This window comes from Pseudomonas sp. MF06569 (assembly GCF_059862735.1).
On the sequence record NZ_JCBCUZ010000008.1, the window covers coordinates 182,562 to 188,724 of the forward strand.

The 6,163-nt window shown below is 52.2% G+C and carries 5 protein-coding genes; all 5 read left to right on the forward strand.

The genetic code is table 11. The features are described 5' to 3' along the window. Positions 1 to 10: 10 nt before the first annotated feature. The 5 genes from AC19YQ_RS10955 to AC19YQ_RS10975 all read left to right on the forward strand — a co-directional run bounded on the left by AC19YQ_RS10955 (position 11) and on the right by AC19YQ_RS10975 (position 5,783). A complete protein-coding gene (locus tag AC19YQ_RS10955) occupies positions 11 to 1,264 on the forward strand; it encodes a glycosyltransferase family 4 protein (RefSeq protein ID WP_500595128.1) in 1,254 nt (417 codons plus the stop codon). Then, positions 1,264 to 2,226 carry a UDP-glucose 4-epimerase family protein gene (locus AC19YQ_RS10960; protein WP_500595129.1) on the forward strand — a complete coding sequence of 321 codons (963 nt, stop codon included), beginning with the start codon at positions 1,264 to 1,266 and terminating at the stop codon, positions 2,224 to 2,226. The genes AC19YQ_RS10955 and AC19YQ_RS10960 overlap by 1 nt, the downstream gene beginning before the upstream one ends. Then, entirely contained in the window at positions 2,223 to 3,257 is a 1,035-nt protein-coding gene (locus AC19YQ_RS10965; RefSeq protein ID WP_500595130.1) for an MraY family glycosyltransferase, read from the forward strand. The genes AC19YQ_RS10960 and AC19YQ_RS10965 overlap by 4 nt, the downstream gene beginning before the upstream one ends. Positions 3,258 to 3,345: 88 nt before the next feature. Beyond that, complete coding sequence (locus AC19YQ_RS10970) at positions 3,346 to 5,343, forward strand: polysaccharide biosynthesis protein (protein ID WP_500595131.1); 1,998 nt, start codon at positions 3,346 to 3,348, stop codon at positions 5,341 to 5,343. Positions 5,344 to 5,453: 110 nt separating this feature from the next. Then, positions 5,454 to 5,783 carry a ComEA family DNA-binding protein gene (locus tag AC19YQ_RS10975; protein ID WP_133077120.1) on the forward strand — a complete coding sequence of 110 codons (330 nt, stop codon included), beginning with the start codon at positions 5,454 to 5,456 and terminating at the stop codon, positions 5,781 to 5,783. Positions 5,784 to 6,163 lie beyond the last annotated feature (380 nt).

The following is a 6,163-nucleotide window of genomic DNA, read 5'->3' on the forward strand; positions in this document are numbered from 1 at the left end:
AGTTATTTAAATGTCTGAAGTGAAGATGAATATTTTGGTGGTGACGCAGTATTTCTGGCCAGAAAATATGCGAATAAATGACCTGGTGCGTGACCTGTCCGAAAAGGGGCATGAGGTCACGGTGTTGACCGGCCAACCAAACTATCCAGAAGGCAAAGTGTACGAAGCTTATCGCCAATCTCCGGCTGATTTCATGAGTTACGGGAGGGCGAAAGTGGTCAGGGTGCCTCTGGTTTCGCGGGGCAATAGTAGTATTCGTTTAATACTCAATTACCTTTCTTTCTTTTGCCTGGCGTCCACCTTGGGGGCCTGGAAATTGCGTGGAAAGCGCTACGACAGCGTTTTTGTTTATGCCGTTTCGCCCATTATGGCTGCTATTCCTGCGCTGGTCATTGGGCGACTGAAGCGGGCGCCGGTATTTATTTGGGTACTTGATCTCTGGCCTGAAACACTGCGGGCTGTCGGGGTTGTAAAGCATCCACTGCTGCTCAAGCCGGTAGGGGCGATGGTGTCATGGATTTATAACCGTGCTGACTATTTGCTTTTGCAATCTCATGGTTTCTTTGACAACGTCAGAAGCTACTGCACCAAGGATATTTCATCCGAGCGCGTGATTTATTTTCCTAGTTGGGCAGAGAATGATTTTTCTGACTCGGCGGTCGTTGGTTCTACGCTGCTTGAGCGCGATGACTCTGTATTCACTGTTGTATTTGCCGGGAATCTGGGCGAAGCCCAGGATTTTGCTGCAATCATCGATGCCGCAGAGTCGCTGAAGGGTAAAGCTCCCGTGCGTTGGGTCATTGTAGGTGACGGCAGGATGAGTCGCTGGTTGGCTGAGGAGGTGAGTGCTCGCAACCTGGATAACGTCCTTTTGTTGGGCCGTCATCCGTTAGAGGAAATGCCAGGGCTGTTTGCCAGTGCTGATGCATTGCTTGTATCGCTGAAGACCAATGACGTATTTGAAAAAACGATTCCTGGAAAAGTTCAGGCATATCTGGCTTCTGGAAAACCGATTTTGGGCATGATCAATGGCGAGGCTGCTCGTGTCATACAGGAGTCGGGTGCCGGTTTTTCATGCCCGTCGGGTGATGCTGCGGCGTTAGCCGGGATTACTCTGCGTTTGGCTGCACTGGATGTACCTGCCAGAACCAGAATGGGGGCGTGTGGCCGCCAATACTACGAGAGTAATTACTCGAAGCCTAAGCTGATGGCTCGCTTGGAAAAGCTGTTTCAAGATGCAACTTTACGTAAGGAGCATCGTTAATGTCGCACTCTGTATTTTTGACCGGAGCCACAGGCTTTGTTGGTGGAGCCGTGTTGCACCGGCTGGTGGAAGACGGTTATTCCATCACTGCTCCGGTAAGGTCAAGCTCGATTAAGCAGGAAAAGGGCGTTGCCTTCATCCCGTTCGACTCTTTTGCAGGTGCATGCTGGAGCGACGCGCTGGCTGGGGTGAAAACCGTTGTTCACTGTGCCGCTCGGGTGCATGTGATGAATGAGGCGGATGCTGATCCGCTGATCGCCTTTCGCCAGGTCAATGTTGAAGCCACCTTGAATCTGGCGCGGCAAGCTGTTGAGGCCGGCGTCCAGCGTTTTGTATTTATCAGTTCGATCAAGGTCAATGGCGAAGGGACGCAGACAGGAAGCCCTTACTCTGCCGATGACCAGCCAGTACCTGCTGACCCGTATGGTATTTCCAAAATGGAGGCTGAGCAGGCGTTGAGAGCGCTGTCCTCCGAAACCGCAATGGAGGTCGTTATCATTCGTCCGGTGCTGGTATACGGACCAGGTGTTAAGGCCAATTTTCTGAGTATGATGCGCTGGCTGGACAAAGGTGTACCTTTGCCTTTCGGAGCTATTCACAACAGCCGCAGCCTGGTGGCTCTGGATAATCTCGTCGACTTGATTGTAACAACCATCAGCCATCCTGCCGCTGCCAATCAGACTTTTCTGGTCAGTGATGGTGAAGACTTATCAACCACTCAATTGCTTCGTCGCATGGCGCAAGCGCTGGGTCAGACTGCGCGACTGTTACCTGTACCAAGCTGGATGTTGAGTAGTACAGCGACCCTGTTGGGTAAAAAATCATTGTCTCAGCGCCTGTGCGGCTCGCTGCAAGTGGATATCAGAAAAACACGCTCCTTGTTACAATGGGTGCCTCCGGTAACAGTTGATTCTGCGTTGAAAGCAGTTGCTGAGCATTATAGGAAACATATAAAACAATGATGTGCTGGTGGTTGTTCCCGATTGTTGCATTTGTGTCTTTTGCATTGACTGCAGTGTTACGGCGCTACGCATTGGTGCGCAGCATTATGGATATCCCTAATGAGCGAAGTTCTCATTCGGTGCCAACTCCGCGGGGTGGTGGCGTTGCAATTGTCATTGCATTCTTGTTGGCGCTACCGCTGTTAGGCTGGCTGAGTCTCCTGCCATCAGGTGTCATTTTGGCTGTGGGCGGGGCCGGGGCTTTGATAGCCGTAATCGGCTTTATGGATGATCACGGTCATATTGCTGCGCGCTGGCGTTTGTTGGGGCATTTCATTGCTGCCACCTGGGCTCTTTTCTGGCTTGGCGGGTTACCTGCGATCAACATGCTCAGCATGACGATTGATCTAGGCTGGCTGGGTGGCGTTCTGGCGGTTTTTTATCTGGTTTGGATGCTCAACCTTTACAACTTCATGGACGGTATTGACGGCATTGCCAGTGTCGAAGCGATTACGGTTTGCCTGAGCGCCTGTCTACTGTATGGCTTAAGTGGTTTTGAACATCTGGTCTGGTTGCCACTGTTACTCGCAATGGCGGTCGCAGGTTTCTTGTTCTGGAATTTCCCGCCAGCGCGGATTTTCATGGGCGATGCCGGAAGTGGTTTCCTTGGCATTGTTTTGGGCTGCCTGTCGATTCAGGCTGCGGCGGCTTCTTCGCAACTTTTTTGGGCCTGGCTGATTTTGCTGGGAACCTTCATTGTCGATGCGACCTTTACCCTGATCAGACGATTGATACGTGGCGACAAGGTATACGAGGCACATCGCAGTCATGCCTATCAATTTGCCTCGCGTCTTCATGGCAAACACTTGCCGGTGACGATGGCGGTGGTCTTGATCAATATTTTCTGGCTGCTCCCCGTAGCCTGGTGCGTAACTGTAATGGGGCTTGATGGTCTGTTGGGTGTGGTGCTGGCTTATCTGCCCTTGATGTACCTGGCGGTTAGATACCATGCCGGGGAACTGGAAGTTATCGATGGGCCTGTAGGGAGCTGACCTTTTCGAATCAAAAAACCATAGCTCAAGGACGGGTGTACTTATAACCCTGCTCGTTCCAAAGTATAAAAAGATGGTCAAGGAAATCATGGACAAAATACGAGCGTACTTACTCAACCTGTCACGACGACAAAAACGTTCTATTCAAGTAATTACCGACGTGGTATTGGTCTGGACTGCCTTGTGGCTGTCTTTTGTCGTGCGACTCGGTGTTGACGACATGGCTTATCCTTTCAGGATGCACCTATGGCTATTCGCCTTCGCGCCTCTGATTGCCATCCCCTTGTTTATCCGATTTGGCATGTACCGTGCGGTGATGCGCTATTTTGGCAATGACGCCCTTATTGCCATTATCAAAGCCGTCAGCTTGTCATCGCTGATCCTGGCTGTTGTCATGTACTGGTACAGCACGCCTGAAAACGTTGTGCCACGCTCAATTATCTTTAACTACTGGTGGCTGAGTCTGATCATGCTTGGCGGCTTACGTCTGGCCATGCGGCAATACTTCCTGGGGGACTGGTTCTCTGCTGCTCAGCACGTACCCTTCACCAGCCGCGACGATGGCCTGACGCGCGTAGCCATTTACGGTGCCGGTGCAGCAGGTAATCAGCTGGTTGCAGCGTTGCGAATGGGGCGGGCCATGCGGCCTGTGGCGTTCATAGATGATGATGAGGGGATTGCTGGTCGCATCATCTCCGGCTTGCAGGTATTCAAACCCGAGCACATTCAGCAGATGATTGATCGTACGGGAGCCCAGGAAGTGCTGTTGGCGGTTCCTTCATCGTCCCGCGGTCGGCGTCGTGAGATCCTGAGTTTGCTTGAGGGCTTTCCGCTGCATGTTCGCAGTGTTCCTGGCTTTATGGATCTGGCCAGTGGCCGGGTCAAGGTTGATGACATTCAGGAAGTGGACATAGCCGATTTGCTGGGGCGTGATCCGGTTCCGGCCCAGGGTGAGCTGCTGGAACACTGCATTAAAGATCAGTGTGTCCTGGTGACCGGGGCAGGTGGTTCCATCGGCTCGGAGCTGTGTCGCCAGATTCTGGCTCTTAGACCGACTACTTTGCTGCTGTACGAGCATAGCGAATTTAATCTTTACAGTATTTATGGCGAGCTGGAGCAGCGGGTTGGTCGCGAGTCCCTTTCGGTGAAGGTGCTACCGATTTTGGGTTCGGTGCGTAACCCCCATAAATTACTGGATGTGATGAAGACCTGGCATGTCGATACGGTCTATCACGCAGCGGCTTATAAGCATGTGCCCATGGTTGAGCACAATATCGCCGAAGGTGTACTCAATAACGTCATGGGCACGCTCAATACCGCCCAGGCGGCTCTGCAGTCCGGTGTCGCGAATTTTGTACTGATTTCAACTGACAAGGCTGTGCGGCCGACCAATGTGATGGGTAGCACCAAGCGCTTGGCCGAGATGACGTTGCAGGCACTCAGTCGCGAGATTGCGCCTGTGCTATTTGACGATGCCGCTAATGTGTCACGGGTTAACAAGACCCGATTCACTATGGTTCGTTTCGGCAATGTACTGGGCTCTTCCGGGTCTGTGATTCCGCTTTTCCATAAGCAGATCAAGGCCGGTGGTCCGCTGACAGTGACCCACCCCAAGATTACCCGCTATTTCATGACTATCCCTGAGGCCGCGCAGTTGGTCATTCAGGCCGGCTCAATGGGGCAAGGTGGCGATGTCTTTGTCCTGGACATGGGCGAGCCTGTGCGCATTGTCGAGTTGGCCGAAAAGATGATTCACCTCTCCGGTTTGAGTGTCCGCTCTGATAAAAACCTGCATGGCGACATAGAAATCGAGTTCACTGGCTTGCGGCCTGGCGAAAAGCTTTACGAAGAGTTACTGATTGGTGACAACGTAGTCGCAACTCGTCATCCAATGATCATGTGCGCGAATGAGGACATGTTGCCTTGGGATGAGTTGAAAGAGCGCTTGTCTCAACTGCTTGATGCTGTTGATGTGGATGACTATGTCCGGGTACGCCAGTTGTTGCGTGAGACCGTCAGTGGTTATGCGCCCGAGGGTGAAATCGTGGACTGGATCCATCAGCAGCGTCGCAGCGAGTTTTCCTGACTACATACTCTGCAATGCACTGATTTTTGACACTCGACCCCCATCGCCTACGTTTGGAATACAGCTCAGGAGAGCTGTATTCCACTTAACGATGTAATGGAGTGTCACTTATGCGTATCGCTTTTATCTCTTCGATTTTTTTGGCTTTGATGGTGGGTTTTTCGAGCGTGATTCATGCTGCCCCGTCGGTAGAGGCAACTGAGCCGGTTGTCGCTGCGCAAGTTGCATCAGATGCGCAAGTGGTGACGATCAACCTCAACACCGCGGATGAGGCGACGCTTCAACGTGAACTCTCTGGTGTTGGTGCTGTTAAAGCCAAGGCGATCGTGGCTTACCGCGAGGCTAACGGTGACTTCACGTCAGCCGATGAGTTGCTTGAGGTCAAAGGGATAGGCAAAGCCATCTTTGAAAAGAATCGGGATAAGGTTGCGGTCAAGTAACCCGGGCAGTTAAGCGAAGAAAGCCAGTCATTGACTGGCTTTTTTTTTATTCGTGGCGCACGTATTCAGGTGTGTGGCGTTGATTGCTTCAAGGCGCTACGCGTTATGTCGAGGATCTTGTCCTTTAAGGCCGTGCTCTCAGCCCCGCGTGCTAGAACCAGTGCTCCGACCAGAGTAGCGAAAATGACAGTAAGCGCTCCATAAACCCCACATTCAAAGCGCTTAGCTGATCCCGGATGCTGTGCTCCCGATCCCCTCAGGAGCCAGCTCGCCATGATGCGACCCGATGCCAAAGTCGAAAAAGTGTATCTGTACCCCAAGCCGGTGGACTTCCGAAAATCCATCGACGGCTTGGCTGCGCTGGTCGAGCTGGATATTAA

Bases quoted from the DNA above. Each gene is read 5' to 3' on its own strand.
- AC19YQ_RS10975 (WP_133077120.1), top strand. From the start codon at position 5,454: ATGCGTATCGCTTTTATCTCTTCGATTTTTTTGGCTTTGATGGTGGGT.
- AC19YQ_RS10955 (WP_500595128.1), top strand. From the start codon at position 11: ATGTCTGAAGTGAAGATGAATATTTTGGTGGTGACGCAGTATTTCTGG.
- AC19YQ_RS10960 (WP_500595129.1), top strand. From the start codon at position 1,264: ATGTCGCACTCTGTATTTTTGACCGGAGCCACAGGCTTTGTTGGTGGA.
- AC19YQ_RS10965 (WP_500595130.1), top strand. From the start codon at position 2,223: ATGATGTGCTGGTGGTTGTTCCCGATTGTTGCATTTGTGTCTTTTGCA.
- AC19YQ_RS10970 (WP_500595131.1), top strand. From the start codon at position 3,346: ATGGACAAAATACGAGCGTACTTACTCAACCTGTCACGACGACAAAAA.